A 14,189-nucleotide genomic window follows, 5' to 3' on the forward strand; every position below is an offset into this window, starting at 1 on the left:
CGATGGACGAGAAATTCTCTCCCGCGTCCCGGAATTGTCCGCAGCGATCCGGCGGATGCTATGCCCTTTTCCGCGCCGCGTCCATTTCTACCCAGGAGTCGCCGGTGAGTTCCGACCAATCCGCGGTCGAGGAATCGACCCCGGTTCAGCTGGCGGTCGTCGAGAGCGTCGCCGCGCACATGCGGCACAACCCGTACGGCAGTTACGACGTGCTGCGCGCGGCGGCCCCGTTCGTGCCGGGCCCGCACGACACCCACCTGGTGACCCGCCACCACGAGGCGCAGGCGATCATGCAGGACCCGCGCTGGAGCCACGCCGAGGAACCGGAACTGCTGCACGGTGACAGCGAGGTCGAACTGCCCGGCTCGTTCCTCTGGATGGAACCGCCGGAGCACACCCGCCTGCGCGGACTGGTGAGCAAGGCGTTCACCGCGCGCACCGTCAGCGGTATGCGCGAGCGCGCGGAGCGTTTGGTCGAGGACCTGATGGCGAAGATGCTCGCCGAGCGCGACGTCGACCTGCTCGAGGCGCTGGCCTATCCGCTGCCGCTGACCATGGTGTGCGAACTGCTCGGCGTGCCGCCCGAGGCGCACGAGCACGTGCGGGAGATCTCGGCGGGCATCGCGCGCGGCCTCGACCCCGACGTGCTGCTGTCGAAACCGGAGCTGGACGCGCGCACCGCCGCCGTGCACGCCTTTCTCGAATTCTTCGGCGACCTGGTCGAGCAGCGCCGCCGCACTCCGCGCGCCGACTTGATCACCGCGCTGGTGCAGGCCGACGACGCGGGCGCGCGCCTGACGCGCACCGAATTGCTCGGCACGCTGCTGATCCTCGTCGTCGCCGGGCACGAGACCACGGTCAACCTGATCGGCAACGGCGTGCTGGCGCTCATCCGCAACCCGGAGCAGTTCGAGCGGTTGCGCGGCTTCCCCGAGCTGTCCGAGCCCGCGGTGGACGAGGTGTTGCGCTACGACGCCCCGGTGCATCTGACCACACGCACCGCGCACGACGAGATCACCGTCTCGGGAAGGACTTTCGCGCCGGGCGATGCGGTGATCGTGCTGCTGGCGTCGGCCAACCGCGATCCGGCGGCGTTCCCGCGGGCCGACGAGTTCGACATCGCGCGGTATGCGCGCGGTCGAAAGGCCGAGCGGCACTTGTCCTTCGGGCTCGGCCTGCACTACTGCCTCGGCGCGCCGCTGGCGCGGCTGGAGATGAGCGTGGTGCTACGGGCGATCGCCGACCGGGTCGCGTCCATGTCCCTGCTCGAGGAACCGCTGTACCGGCCGAACGTGGTCGTGCGCGGCATGTCGCAACTGCGTGTCCGGATGGAGGCCCGATGAACACCGTTACGCCCGCCGAAGTCACCTTCGACGCCTTCGATCCGAGCGAGCGCGCCGACCCGTATCCGGCCTACCGGCGGGTGCGGGACGCGGCGGCGCTCTTCCCGTTCGCGTTCGGCGATGTGCCGGTCACGCTGGTCACCCGTTACGAGGAGTGCGCCGCGATTCTGACCGGCGCGGACTGGGGGCACGGCTACGCAGCGGGCATCAGTCCGTTCCGGGACACCACGGCGGCGATTCCCGGTTCCTTCGTCCGGATGGATCCGCCCGAGCACGGCCGCTACCGCAAGCTCGTCGCGAAGGCGTTCACCCCGCGGCTGATGGCCGAGATGGCCCCGGTCGCCGGGCAGGTCGTGCGGGAGATCGTGGACGCGGCGCTCGTCCGCGGCGAACTCGACGTGCTCGACGGCCTGGCGGTGCCGCTGGCGGTGGCGATGGTGCCGGTCCGGTTGCTCGGCGCCGACCCGGCCGACGCCGCGAAGTTCCGGGAGTGGCAGCTGGCCATCGCGCGCGGCAGCGACCCCGATTCGCTGCTCGGGCCGCAGGATGTGGCGGCCCGCACCGCCGCGGCCGTGGAGTGCATGGGCTACTTCGCCCGGCTGGTCCAGCGCAAGAAGGAGAATCCGACGCCGGACCTGCTGAGCGCGCTGGTCGCCGCGAGTGCGGACAGCGACCAGCTCACCGAGCCGGAGGTGATCGGCATTGCCCTGCTCACCCTGGTGGCGGGGATGGAGACCTCGATCAACCTCATCGGCAACGGCATGCTCGCGCTGCTGCGCAGCCCGGACCAGCTCGCCCTGTTGCGCGACCAGCCCGACCTCATCGCGCCCGCGCTGGACGAGATGCTCCGCTACGACGCGCCCACCCAGTTCACCATTCGCGTAGCGCTGGCCGACACGGTGGTCGGCGGACACCGGTTCCGCAGGGGCGACGGAGTCGTGGTGCTCACGGCGTCGGCCAGCCGGGACGACCGGGTCTATCCGGACGCCGACCGCTTCGATGTCACCCGCTACGCCGGAAACCATCCCGCGCGCAAGCATCTCGGCTTCAGTCTCGGCATCCACTACTGCGTGGGCGCGCCGCTGGCGCGGATCGAGGCCGAAGCCGCGGTCGGCGCGCTGCTCGCGCGGGCTCAGAAACTGGCGCCCGCGACCGACGCGATCGAGTACCGGCCGAGCTTGATCCACCGCGGCATCGTGTCGCTGCCGGTGACGTTGTGAACGGGGCACGGCACGCCGTCGTGCTCGGCGCTGGCGTCGCCGGGCTGCTGGCGGCGCGGGTTCTGGCCGACCACTTCGCGCGGGTCACGGTGTTCGAGCGCGACGGCTTCGACGTCGAGGGCATGCGCAAAGGCGTTCCGCAGGCACGGCACCTGCACGGCCTGCTGGATGGCGGCCGCACCGTCATCGAGGAACTGCTGCCCGGATTCACCGACGAGATGACCGCGCGCGGCGCGACCCGCGCCGAGGCCCTGGTCGCGACCAGGTGGTACGTGGGCGGGCTGCGGGCCGCGCCGGCCGCCACCGGGCTCACCTCGCTGATCGCGACCCGGCCTCTGCTGGAATCGCTATTGCGGGAACGGATATCGCGGCTTTCTCAGGTGCGGCTCGTGGCGGGAACCGCGCGCGGCCTGATCGGTGACCGGCACGGCGTGCGCGCCGTGTCGGTGACGGGTGATTCCGGCGTCGAGACGCATGCGACCGACCTCGTGGTCGACGCGACCGGACGCGGCACGCGAGCGCCGGTGTGGCTCACCGCGCTCGGCGCAGAGCCGCCCGCAGAGCAGCGGCTGGAGGTGGATCTGGGCTACTCCTCGCGGTTCTACCGCCGCCTCGAAGGCCAGCTCGACGGGCACGCCTCGGTGATCATCTCGACCGGGGCCAACGGCCGCGGCGGCGGCGCGGTGCGGGTGGAAGACGACCGCTGGCACGTCACGCTGGCCGGGATACTCGGTGACCACCCGCCCACCGACCCCGACGGCTTCACCCGGTTCGCCGCCTCCCTCGCCGCGCCGGACATCCTCGATCTGATCACCCGCTCCGAACCGGTCGGCGACGCGGTGCCGCACCGCTTCCGCGCTCCGGTGCGCAGGGCCTACCGGCGCCGTGCCGCGGTGCCCCATGGCTTCCTACTGCTCGGCGACGCGCTGTGCAGCTTCAACCCGCTCTACGCCCAGGGCATGGCGGTCGCCGCCCAGCAGGCCGCGGCACTGCGCGCGTGCCTGCGCTCCGGCGGACCCACGCCCGATCTCCCCGCGAGGTTCTACGCGGCGGCGGACAAGGCGCTCGACGTCGCCTGGCAACTGTCGGCCGGCGCGGATCTGGCGCATCCGGGGGTGGTGGGGCCGCGCACGGTGCGCACGCGGCTCACCAACGCCTATGTGGCCCGCGTGCATCGCGCGGCCCACGTCGACCCGCATGTGTCCAGGACCTTTCTGCGAGTGGCGAACCTGGTCGAACCGCCGACGGCACTGCTGCACCCCGCGATGGCGGGACGAGTACTGCTGCGCGGCGGCACCCGCGCGGCCGCACCGAACATCCGTCCCACCGGTCCCGGACCCCTTCGCGCATCGGGTCCTTCGCCGGACCCGCGGCCGTCCATCCCTTCCCATCGCCGACCCATTTCGACTACCGGCAGCATCGACCGGCGTCGGTGCTCCGCACAGGAGGAACCACTCGACATGGACTCGTCAACCGCTGGTACGGCTGTCGCGGAACAGGATTCCGCCGTCCAGACCGCCCTGATCCAGCTCTTCGGCCCCGAAGGCAGACCGGATCCCTACCGCCCGGCCCGGGTGCTGCGCGAGGCGGGCCGCCTGCACCAGACCCCCTTGGGCCACTACGTGCTCACCCGCTACGAGGACTGCGCCGCCGTCCTGTCGACCACCGCGTGGAGCCACGCGGAGGAGGCGGCGATGATGCATCCGACGGTGTCGCCGGAGGACGCGCCCGAGGAGTTGCCCACCTCGTTCCTGTGGATGGAGCCGCCGGACCACACCCGGTTGCGCAACCTCGTGACCAAGGGCTTCACCCCGCGCATGGTGACCAGGCTGCGTCCGCGAATCCAGGAACTCACCGAGCAATTGGTCGACAAGGCCATGGAGGCAGGCGAATTCGACCTCGTCGAGATGATCGCCTACCCGCTGCCGCTGATCATCGCGTGCGAGCTGATCGGGGTGCCGCCGGAGGCCTACGACCAGGTTCACCAGTGGTCGCAGGATTTGGCGCGTGGCTTCGACCACGATTACACGCTGCCGGCGGAGGCGCTGAAGGCGCGCAGCGCGGCCTCGCGCGGATTCATGGGCTACTTCCGCGAGTTGCTGAACCAGCGCCGCCGCGACCCGAAGGACGACCTGCTCAGCGCGCTGTCCCAGGTCGAGGATCGCGGGGACGTGCTCACCGAACAGGAGTTGCTCGCCACCTGCATCACCACGTTCGTGGCCGGGCACGAGACCACGGCCAACCTGATCGGCACCGGTTCGTTGCAGTTGATGCGCAACCCAGAGGCGATCGATACGCTGCGCAAGCGACCGGAACTGGTCGCCTCGGCGCCCGACGAACTCTTGCGCCTGGAACCGTCGGTTCAGATCACCACGCGTGCCGCGACCCGCCCGATCACGCTGGCCGGGCACGACTTCGAGCCGGGCGAAGGCGTGGTGGTGCTGATCAATTCGGCCAATCGCGACGACGCGGCCTACGCCGACGCCGATCGCATCGACGTCGCCCGGTACGCGGACCCGATGAACCCGGCCAAGAAGCATCTCGGCTTCAGCCTGGGCATCCACTACTGCCTCGGCGCGCCGCTGGCGCTGCTGGAGATGGAAGTGCTGCTGGAGGTGCTGTTGCGGAAGGTCCGCGACATCGAGGCGCTGTCGGACACGCCGCCGTACAAGCCGAATGTCGTGATCCGCGGGTTGGCGGCGCTGCCGACTCGTTTCACCGCCGTATGAGTCCGGCGCCATCGGGCCGGACCCGGCCCGATGGCAACACGGTCAGCTGCCGAGCACCTCGATCTTCGCTTCGTCGACCTTGATGTTCTGGTCGGTCGGGTTGCCCTGGGGTTTCACGGTGATGCGCGACTTCTCGACGCCCGCGGACTCGAGTTCTGCCGCGATGTTGTCGCCCCTGGCCTTGGCCACGGATTTGGCGGTGGCGGGGTTCTCGTCCTGGGCGTAGGTCGTGATCTCCACCTTGGCGTCGTTGCCTTTCAACGGGACCGCCACCACTTTGATGGTGGCGACGTCCGTCCCGCTGAGGTCGGAGCTGCCGCTGTCGAAGGTGATCGGCGCGGCGGCCAGCGCCGCGTTGATCGCGTCCTGGATCACCTGCTGCGCGGTGTTCAGGCCCGAGCGCACGGCCGAGGACGCGGTCGCGGCCAGGCTGCTGCGCAGGGGGTGGGTCTGCTCGGTCGTCGTCGCCGAAGAGTTCGAGCCGTCGTCGGACCCGCACGCCGCGGTCACGAGCAGCGCGACGGCCACAGCGGCGATTCCACTGACGCTTTTCTTGGAAATCATCTGCCTACTCCTGTTTCGGTGGAGAAATCCCGTATGCGCCATTCGGTGCGATGCGTGGAATTGCCCGGGAACAGGCCCGCACGCATACGTCTGTCCAATGCTGTCGGTGCACTCGATCCTTGCACAGGCACGCGGCCCCGGAGTGCCGTTTCGCGGGTCGCCGCATTGCCCGGTCACGAGCGGCGCAATTGTTGCCGGAATGTGCGCGAGTCGCCATGAGCGCGGCGTAGCGTCGATTCGGCGAAATGCGGGAGTTCTCCCGGCCGGGCGACGACCGGTTCGGGAGGGGCCGGACGTCGAGACGAAGCGGACCAGTCGCGCGAATCGGCCCTTCGCGGCCGGATGAGCAGAGGAAGTGAATCGCGGTGCGGTCGGTGAAGTTGTCCGTGGCATTGGCCCGGGAAGTCTCGCTGGCACGGAGCCGGGCAGCGACCGGATGGCTGCGCGGAACGCCCCAGGGCCGCACCGTGCGCCGGGTGATCGATGGCTTGGCGGAGGTCCAGATCGTCGATCGGTCGATGGTGCTCGCCGCGCAGATCTTCACCTCGGTGCTGCCGGTGATCATCGCCGCGTCCGTCTTCAGCGGGTGGCATGCGGCGGCGGAGACGATAAACGACCAGTTCGGGTTCGATTCCGGCTCGCTGGGCGCCGAAACCGGCGCGAGTTCGGACGATCCGACGCTGGCGGCCTTCGGCGTGGTCGGACTGCTCATGGTCGTGCTCGGCGGGACCTCGTTCGCGCGCGCGCTCGCTCGCGTCTACGCGGCGGTATGGAAGGTGCCGACCCTTGGCCCCCGCGATGCGTGGCGCTGGCTCGCCGCGCTGCTCGCCGTCGCGATCGCGGTGGCGCTGGTGGGGCAGACCAGGGAGCTCACGCGAATCCGGTACGCGGGTGGACCGCTCGCCCTGGCGGGTGAGCTGGTCGTCTGGGCTTGCGTCTGGACGGTCGCGCCTTTCCTGCTCACGAAGGGAGCGCTGACCGGGCGGCCGTTGTGGGTGTCCGGAGTGCTCACTGCCGCCGGTCTGACCGCGATGCACGCGGTGGGGCGGGTGGTGCTGCCGCGGACCACGGCGAACGCCGAAGCGCACTTCGGTCCGCTCGGCCTGGCCTTCACCACGGTCAGTTGGCTTTTCGTCCTGTCGATGGTGATCGTGGGCGCGGCGGCGGTCGTCAAGGCGCTCGCTCTGGACGAGACCGCCGTCGGTCGTTTTCTGCGCGGTCCGCAGCAGAACGGCGCGTGATGCGGCAGGCAGCTCGCTCTTCCCGAAAACCTCTGTGTATCAGGCCTTCTCGGTGAGTTACCAGTCGACCGCGCCGAGTTCGTGCAGCCTGCGGAAGACCAGCATCGAGCCGGGGGCGACGTGGTCCATGGCGGCGTACTCGCGCACGGTGAAGTAGCGCAGTTCGGCGATCTCGCTGGTGGGTCGCGGCTCCCCGTCGAGTTCCGCGGTGAAACAGGTCATGTGCAGCTGGGTGCCAGGGGAGTGCCCGTACGCCTCGGCCCGGAACACGCCGAGTTCGTCGTAGGCGACGACGCCGACGCCGAGTTCTTCGCGCACCTCGCGGTGCAATGCCGCCTCGGGCGTCTCGCCCGGGTCGATCTTGCCGCCGGCCATGTAGAAGACGTCCTTGCCCACCGAGCGCGCCTGTAGCAGGCGGCGATCCCGGACATGGGCCAGAGCGGCGGTGCGAATCACCGGCCCACTGTACTGAGCGGACCGAACGCGACGTCAACCGGATTTGCGGCGGTTCGGGCCGCTCAGTGCTCGAGCACGGCGCGGTGCAGGAGCTCGCCGATGCGCCGGTGGATCAGCGCGGTGTCGTCGCCGTCGGCGACGAACTCCAGGAACAGCGCCGCACCGGCCGCCAGCGCGATGACGGCCCTGGCATCCAGTTCGGATCGCGCACGCGATTCGGTGTCGCCCGCGGCGAACAGCGCGGCCGCGGGGGTGCTGAATCCGGCCCACAGCCGGTCGCGCAATTGCCGATCGCGATCGAGCGCGGTCAGCAGGCCGGGCACGGCCGCGCGAACATCGTCCCGCGCGAACAGTTCCCGGCTGCCGCGCAGCACCCACTCGATCCATCCCTTCCGATCGGTTCCCTCGAACGGGCCCAGATCCGGCGTCTCACCGAGGACGGCGTGCAGCACCAGTTCGGCCTTCGATTGCCAGCGGCGACCGATGGACGCCCGGCCGACCCCCGCGCGTGCCGCCACCGCCCGCACGCTCAACTCGTCCCAACCCACCTCGACCAGCATCTCCCGCACGGTCGCCAGCACGCGCTGCTCGACCGACTCGTCCCGGGGCCGGCCCGTGCTCCGGGTCGCCGACTGCGGGTCCTGCGCCGTTTCGCCCATGCCGCTTCCTGACCTCCATTACGATGCCACTGGCATCGAATTTGTACCGATGCTTCCGATGTGCGGCCATTGTCGCGTGTGCCGTGGGCGCGGCGGCGGTGGACCGGACGGCGGAACCCGTGGTGACGAAGGAATGAGATGGGCGGACCGAAAGGCATACCGGCTGAAGCCGGTACGGCGGCGCGAGCGGCGAGCGCGTGGACGCCGACCGGAAGTGACGAGGGGTAGCCGGTATGCGAATAGCAGTCACCGGCGGCACCGGCTATCTCGGCGCGCACACCGTTTCCGCACTATTGCGGGACGGGCATCAGGTCGTTCTGCTGGTCCATCCGAGCGAGTCCCTCGCCGCGGTGGTCGGCATGTTCGACACCACGCCGGACATGCTGTCGGTGCTGCCCGGTGACATCAGGGACCCGCAGACCGTGGAGAAGTTGCTCGTCGGATGCGACGCCGTTCTGCACGCGGCGGGCGTGGTCGGCACCGACAACCGGCGCGAGCAGTTGATGTGGGAGGTCAACGCGGACGCCACTGCGATGGTGCTCGCCCGAGCGACGGCGCTCGGGCTGGACCCGATCGTGCATGTGGCCAGCTACAGCGCGCTGTTTCCCAGCCCCGATCCGGTCATCACGCCGGACAGCCCCACCGCGCCGGGTCGCAGCGCCTACGGCCGTACCAAGTCGGCCGCCGATCGGATCGCGCGGGCATTGCAGGCCACCGGCGCCCCGGTGGTGATCACCTATCCGTCCAGCGTCGTCGGCCCCGGTCTCGGGGCGCAGGCCGGGATCACCTCCGACGGTTGGGGCGCCATCCTGCGAGCCCGCGTCGCTCCGCGAATCCGGGGCGGAATGCAGATGATCGATGTCCGGGACGTGGCCGCCGTCCACGCCGCCGTCATGCGCCCCGGTCTCGGACCGAGGCGCTATCTGTGCGGCGGTCACCTGCTGGCCTTCGACGAGATCGTCGATATTTTGGAAAGCGCTGCCGGGCAACGGATCCGCCGGATACCGGTGCCGAAGGCCGCCCTGCTGGGAATCGGACGGCTCACCGACGCCGCCGCCCGATTCCTCCCGATCAGCGCGGGCCTCAGCTACGAGGCGGCGTGGTTGCTGACCACCGCCACGCCGACCGACGACTCCCGCACGCTGGCCGATCTCGACCTGCGCTGGCGGCCCATCCGGGACGCCATCATCGAATCCGTGCGCCGCGAATCCGATTCCCACACCTGATGCGGCACGGGCCGGTCGGACCAGTTCCCGGAGCTCGAGTGCTCGCCGGAGGCGGCATCACGCGACCGCGGTTCCCTCGAGCTCGACCAACTGGCCCGGGATCGCCAGCCGTGTGACCCCGAGCATCGTGGTAGTCGGTGCCACCCCGGAAGCCCCCAATCTCGACGCCAGCACACTGTAGTGCTGGAAAAGCAGATCGACGTCGGTGGTGTAGACGTTGAGCCGGACGAGGTTCGCGAGAGACATGTCGGCCTCGCCCAGCACGGCCTCCAGGTTGTCCAGGCTCAGCGCCAACTGCCCCGCCATGTCACCGTCATGCTGCGGCCTGCCGTCGCCGCTCATCGCGGTCTGCCCGGAGCAGTACAGGGTCCGGGTGTGGCCGCAGACGAGCTCGCCCTGGTTGAATCCCATCTCCACCGACCACGTCACCGGGTTGACTGCCGTTCGTTCGACTACCACATCAGCTCCCATTCGATTTCGAAGTACGTACGTCCTGTCGGCCCGGTGGCCGCCGTCCGTGACGCCGTGGTGCTGAGCCTCCCAGCGAATCACGACATCCTGTGTCGTGTATTCGTTAGAGTTTTCGTATGCGCGCCGACCGGTTGGTCTCGCTGGTGCTACTGCTGCGCCAGCGCGGTCGGCTGACTGCGACCGAGCTGGCCGACGAGCTGGAGGTGTCCACCCGCACCGTGTTGCGCGACATCGAGGCGCTGTCCGCGGCCGGTGTCCCGGTCTACGCCGAACGCGGCCGACACGGCGGTTACGCGTTGTTACCCGGGTTTCGGACCGAGCTCACCGGGCTGAACCACGACGAGGCGCTTGCCCTGCTGATCGCCGGATCACGTCGCGGCGCGCAGGCATTCGGCCTCGGCTCGGCGCTTGCTTCGGCGATGCTCAAGGTGATCGACGCGCTACCCGAAAGCTACCGGGACACCGCGGCTGACGTGGCCGAGCGATTGCTCGTCGACCCGCAGACCGATCTGCTGTCGCGTCGGCTGATCGCTGAGGAAGTGCCCGACACCATATCGGCGGAGATCCGGCGCGCGGTGTTCGCCGGACACAAGCTGCGCATCCACTACGCGGCTGTGGACCAGACCCCGAAGTGGCGCACGGTGGATCCGATCGGCCTGGTCATCGTTCGCGACCAGGGTTACCTGCTGGCCACGAGATCTGGCGCGGACCGCACCTACCGGCTGTCGCGGGTGCTGGCTGCGAAGGAACTCTCCGAACCGGCACAGCGACCGGGCCGGGTCGATCTGGACCGGGCGTGGCAGGAACGCAGCACGCGGTTCCGGACCGGCGGCGACCGAATCGCCGTGCTGGTACGGGTGAACCCAGCCCGGCGAGAGGAACTCGTGAGCACCGCACTGGCCGTCCGCACCGAGGAAACCGACACCGACGGCTGGCTGCGGCTGGAGCTGACCTTCCAAGACTCGCGACACGCCGAATGGGCGCTGTGGCAGCTCACCACAGACGCGGAAGCACTGGCCCCGCAGTCGTTACGCACTTCCCTTCGCTACCGCGCCGCCGCGATCGCCACCTACTACGGGGAGTCATCCTGAGAGCCGTCGCCTGCTGACGTCACCTCGGTGAGTATCGCGATCCGCTCGCCGCAGGCACGGGCGACCGCCGTCGGCCCACTGTCGGCAGACCGACGTCCTTTCGGCGTGAGCCGAACCTGGCGGGGTACGGCTGACCACCGCCACGCCGACCCACGACTCCCGCACCCCGGCGGAACTCGGCCTGCTCTGGCGGCCCATCCGGAAAGCCATCATCGAATCAATGCGACGCGAACGGGTTCCCGCCCGTGACGGGGTCCGGTCAGATCATTTCCCGGGAAATGGCCGCGACCAAACCGCCATCGATGATCAGATCCTGCCCGTTGACGTAGGACGCCTCGGCGGACGCGAGGAAGGCCACGGCGTCGGCCACGTCCTCGGCGGTGCCGAGTCGGCGGCTCGCCACTTCGGCGAGCACGGCGGTGTGCGCGTCGGGGCTGACGTTGTCGTGGAACATCGGGGTCTCGATATAGCCGGGGCTCACCGAGTTCACCCGGATCCCTCGGGGGCCCAGCTCCGCCGCGAGGCTGCGGGCCAGGTTGTGCACGGCCGCCTTGGTGGCCGCGTACAGCGACGCGCCAGGCAGGCCGCGGTGCAGGGTCCACGACGCGTTGATGACGATCGCCGCGTGCACCGAAAGCAGCGGCAGCGCCTTCTGGACGGTGAAGAACACGCCCTTGAAGTTGATGTCCACGACGCGCGCGAACTCGTCTTCGCTGATCTCGGCGTTCGGCCGGAAGGACGCGACGCCCGCGTTGGCGAACACGACGTCCAATCGGCCGTGCCGGTCGCGGACGGCGGCGGTGAGCGCGTCGAGATCGGCCGAGCGCGCCGCGTCGGCCTGGACCGCGAGCACCCGGTCGCCGCCGCGCAGTGCGTCGACCGCCGCGTCCAGTCTGGCCTTGTCCCGGCCGGTGATGACCACCTGTGCGCCTTCGGCGAGCAGCCGTCGTGCGGTGGCCAGCCCCATGCCGCTCGAGCCGCCGGTGACGAGTGCGATCTTGCCGCCGAATCGGGAGATGTTGTGCGTCATGGGAATCAGCGTGCCGAAGGTCCTGGCGGGCGAACAGTGTCCAGTCCACCTAGGTGTGGCGCCACCAGGCTGCGGTCACCCCGGGGCGGTGAGCGCGACGCGCATCAGATCCTCCACCCGCTCCGCGCTCTCCGGCTGCGGGTTGTAGAGCACCAGGAACCAGCCGGGGTGGTCGGCCACCGCGAGGGTGGTCGTGTCGAACACCAGGTCGCCGGCGTCGGGATGGCGCACCGCCTTCACGGCCTGGACGGCGGCGTCCACGTCGTGGCGGGCCCACAACCGGGCGAATTCTGGGCTCGCGGCGCTGAGTTCGCCGACCACCCGGCCGAATTCCGGATCGTCGGGAGCGTAGGCGGCGTCGGCGCGGAAAGCGGCCACGACGGCGGGCGCGATCGCGGTCCAAGCCACGTGCATGCCGCGATACCGGGCGTTGCGGAAGAAGGAGACCAGGCAGTTGTGGTCGGCGGCGGTGAATCCGAAGACGGTGCGCGCGGTGTCGTTGACCGCGAGGAGATTCCAGTAGCGGTCCCGCAGCACGGCGGGCCGCGCTCCCCAAGCGTCGAGCAGCCGGCGCAACTGCGGGGTGACCTCGGCGTCACGCGCCGGGCCCGGCGGCGGCGGATTGAGACCGGCGAGCAGATACAGATGCCGTCGCTCCGGGCCGGACAGGCGCAGCGCCGCGCCGACGGCGTCCAGCACCTCCGCCGACACCGTGATGTCGCGTCCCTGCTCCAGCCACGTGTACCAGGAGACGCCGACCCGAGTGAGTGGTGCCACTCTGCACTCCCAAGGACTGAAGCAACCCGAGCGATCAGCGGCATTTCAGTGCTTTCGGGCGGTCCCGGATGTCGATCCGATGTGCTCGGTGCCGAAGGCCACCTCGCCGCGCGGCAAGGATGGTCGCCAGTGGTAGCAAGTCCGGTGATCTGCCGACCCTAGCGGGCCGGCCCGGCGAGCCGCTCGGATGCCAACGGAGCCAAGAGAATTCCGCGCTGAGGACAGTGGGTCGATCAGGCGTTCCAGACGATCGAACAGTTGTCGGTGGGGTCTGCCACCATGACCCATATGGCGACAACTGATCCCCTGGCCCCACTCCAGTGGCTGAACGCATCCGAGAGCCGAGCGGACCCGCTGGGCGAGATCTTCAGCGTCGGCTTCTTCCGAAACCTTGACCCGTCGGAGGTGGTGCGCCGCTTCAGCAAAGGCGACGACTCCGGCCAGGAGTCGGACTTCGAAGAGCTCAACGACAGGATGGTCGAGTTCCTCGGCAAGACTGCCGGTGTGCACGGAGGCGGTCACGTGGGCGTGTTTCGGGCCGGTGCATGGAGCGTGGCCATCGAACCGGCCGGGTGGTGGATGACTGAGCGCAAGACGCTGGCGGAACTATCGCAAGACTGCGAGGTCCTGGCGATCACCATCCACGGCTACGCCGAGCACAGCCTCGAGTACGCGATCGACGGGACGATCGTGACCGGCCACCGACTGGAGTACCCGCATATCCGTTGGGGTTGCGACCCCGACCGGTTCAACGACTACATGCGCGAGCTGGGCATGGAGCTGGACATGACCGGCGATGACTATGTTTACGACGCCGATGAAGACGAGAGCGACTCGGACGCCTGGGACATCAGCTACAGCGCCGTCGTGCCGAGAGCCTTCGCCCTGGCGGCGAAGGTCACTGGAGTGTCGTTCACGGCCGACACGCTGGACCAGCCCCTGCTCGTCGGACCTATCGCCTACCGATGGTCACCTCCCGACCACACCACCGCTTGAACCGGTGCGCTTGCTGGTGCGGCCGGTGAAGTCGTAGAACGCATCTCGATCCGCTCTACATCCACCTGCCGGGCGACGTAGTCGACCGCGGCGTCGGAGATCTCGGCCCGGGCACGCGGAAACCGGCCCGCTTGGTATAGAACCGCAGCATCAGCCCGAGCCCGAGTTTCGTCGCGCCCCGCTTGGTGGCGTCCAGCTCTGGTTCCTTGCCCAGTCACGTCCACCGGTCGATCAGTTCGTCCTGGCCCATCTCTCTCATCACGCGGCAAGCTATACCGCACCGACCCGCCCAAGGCCGCTATCACGACAGCTTCATCGACCAGGTGACACGGTTCTTACCGTCACCCCTACAGCGCCGCAGGTACCCGACGCAGACATGGGGTGAA

13 protein-coding genes are annotated in these 14,189 nt (G+C 69.4%); 7 read left to right on the forward strand and 6 right to left on the reverse strand.

Annotation, left to right across the window (positions count from 1 at the left end; translation table 11 throughout):
- Positions 1-104 precede the first annotated feature (104 nt).
- Genes ACFV2O_RS17740 through ACFV2O_RS17750 form a run of 3 tightly spaced genes read left to right on the forward strand, consistent with a single transcriptional unit; the run spans position 105 to position 5,292 of the window.
- On the forward strand, positions 105-1,343 hold the full coding sequence (locus ACFV2O_RS17740; protein WP_379252717.1) for a cytochrome P450: 1,239 nt from the start codon (positions 105-107) through the stop codon (positions 1,341-1,343).
- Positions 1,340-2,563 (forward strand): cytochrome P450, encoded by a 1,224-nt coding sequence (locus tag ACFV2O_RS17745; RefSeq protein WP_379252718.1) that lies wholly within the window; start codon positions 1,340-1,342, stop codon positions 2,561-2,563. Before ACFV2O_RS17740 ends, ACFV2O_RS17745 begins: the two co-directional genes overlap by 4 nt.
- Positions 2,560-5,292, forward strand: a complete 2,733-nt coding sequence (locus ACFV2O_RS17750) for a cytochrome P450 (RefSeq protein ID WP_379252719.1) — start codon at positions 2,560-2,562, stop codon at positions 5,290-5,292. Before ACFV2O_RS17745 ends, ACFV2O_RS17750 begins: the two co-directional genes overlap by 4 nt.
- A gap of 42 nt (positions 5,293-5,334) precedes the next feature.
- Here ACFV2O_RS17750 and ACFV2O_RS17755 read toward each other — a convergent pair whose 3' ends face one another.
- The gene (locus ACFV2O_RS17755) at positions 5,335-5,856 is read right to left on the reverse strand and encodes an OmpA family protein (protein ID WP_379252720.1); all 522 of its coding nucleotides are present in this window, start codon (positions 5,854-5,856) and stop codon (positions 5,335-5,337) included.
- 365 nt (positions 5,857-6,221) lie between these two features.
- On the opposite strand from ACFV2O_RS17755, the gene ACFV2O_RS17760 reads away from it, so the two are divergent.
- Positions 6,222-7,097 (forward strand): hypothetical protein, encoded by an 876-nt coding sequence (locus tag ACFV2O_RS17760; RefSeq protein WP_379252721.1) that lies wholly within the window; start codon positions 6,222-6,224, stop codon positions 7,095-7,097.
- A 57-nt stretch (positions 7,098-7,154) separates the two neighbouring features.
- Here ACFV2O_RS17760 and ACFV2O_RS17765 read toward each other — a convergent pair whose 3' ends face one another.
- A complete protein-coding gene (locus ACFV2O_RS17765) occupies positions 7,155-7,553 on the reverse strand; it encodes an NUDIX domain-containing protein (protein ID WP_379252722.1) in 399 nt (132 codons plus the stop codon).
- A gap of 62 nt (positions 7,554-7,615) precedes the next feature.
- Entirely contained in the window at positions 7,616-8,212 is a 597-nt protein-coding gene (locus ACFV2O_RS17770) for a helix-turn-helix domain-containing protein (RefSeq protein ID WP_379252723.1), read from the reverse strand.
- A 233-nt stretch (positions 8,213-8,445) separates the two neighbouring features.
- On the opposite strand from ACFV2O_RS17770, the gene ACFV2O_RS17775 reads away from it, so the two are divergent.
- On the forward strand, positions 8,446-9,438 hold the full coding sequence (locus tag ACFV2O_RS17775; protein WP_379252724.1) for an NAD-dependent epimerase/dehydratase family protein: 993 nt from the start codon (positions 8,446-8,448) through the stop codon (positions 9,436-9,438).
- Positions 9,439-9,495: 57 nt separating this feature from the next.
- Here the strand turns inward: ACFV2O_RS17775 and ACFV2O_RS17780 are convergent, their stop codons facing one another.
- Positions 9,496-9,849 (reverse strand): RidA family protein, encoded by a 354-nt coding sequence (locus ACFV2O_RS17780; RefSeq protein WP_379252854.1) that lies wholly within the window; start codon positions 9,847-9,849, stop codon positions 9,496-9,498.
- A 176-nt stretch (positions 9,850-10,025) separates the two neighbouring features.
- Between ACFV2O_RS17780 and ACFV2O_RS17785 the strand changes: the two genes are divergently transcribed.
- Positions 10,026-11,000 carry a helix-turn-helix transcriptional regulator gene (locus ACFV2O_RS17785; RefSeq protein WP_379252725.1) on the forward strand — a complete coding sequence of 325 codons (975 nt, stop codon included), beginning with the start codon at positions 10,026-10,028 and terminating at the stop codon, positions 10,998-11,000.
- A 259-nt stretch (positions 11,001-11,259) separates the two neighbouring features.
- Here ACFV2O_RS17785 and ACFV2O_RS17790 read toward each other — a convergent pair whose 3' ends face one another.
- A complete protein-coding gene (locus tag ACFV2O_RS17790) occupies positions 11,260-12,030 on the reverse strand; it encodes a glucose 1-dehydrogenase (protein ID WP_379252726.1) in 771 nt (256 codons plus the stop codon).
- A gap of 75 nt (positions 12,031-12,105) precedes the next feature.
- Positions 12,106-12,807, reverse strand: coding sequence for a helix-turn-helix transcriptional regulator (locus ACFV2O_RS17795; RefSeq protein WP_379252727.1), 702 nt, complete (start codon positions 12,805-12,807; stop codon positions 12,106-12,108).
- Between the two features lie 288 nt (positions 12,808-13,095).
- On the opposite strand from ACFV2O_RS17795, the gene ACFV2O_RS17800 reads away from it, so the two are divergent.
- Positions 13,096-13,803 (forward strand): DUF6461 domain-containing protein, encoded by a 708-nt coding sequence (locus tag ACFV2O_RS17800; RefSeq protein ID WP_379252728.1) that lies wholly within the window; start codon positions 13,096-13,098, stop codon positions 13,801-13,803.
- The last annotated feature ends 386 nt before the right edge of the window (positions 13,804-14,189 follow it).

This window comes from Nocardia sp. NPDC059691 (assembly GCF_042733915.1).
Classification (GTDB): domain Bacteria; phylum Actinomycetota; class Actinomycetes; order Mycobacteriales; family Mycobacteriaceae; genus Nocardia; species Nocardia sichangensis.